The following is a 221-nucleotide window of genomic DNA, read 5'->3' as shown; positions in this document are numbered from 1 at the left end:
TGTTACTGGTGTTACTGGTGTTACTGGTGTTACTGGTGTTACTGGTGTTACTGGTGTTACTGGTGTTACTGGTGTTACTGGTGTTACTGGTGTTACTGGTGTTACCGGGGACACTGGACCTACTGGTGCTACTGGCGTTACTGGTTCTACAGGTGTAACTGGGGCGACTGGGGACATCGGATCGACTGGCGTTACCGGTTCGACTGGAGCGACTGGTTCTA

At 51.6% G+C, this 221-nt stretch carries 1 protein-coding gene; it reads left to right on the top strand.

The genetic code is table 11. From position 1 onward, the window contains the following. Positions 1 to 221 (top strand): hypothetical protein (locus ACQKOF_RS25000; protein ID WP_427563093.1); only part of this gene is annotated, 221 nt, incomplete at both ends.

Source organism: Lysinibacillus sp. NPDC093190 (genome assembly GCF_050280425.1).
Taxonomy (GTDB): Bacteria; Bacillota; Bacilli; order Bacillales_A; family Planococcaceae; genus Lysinibacillus.
Note: the sequence above shows the minus strand (reverse complement) of the source record. Positions and strands in the feature narration are given on the sequence as shown.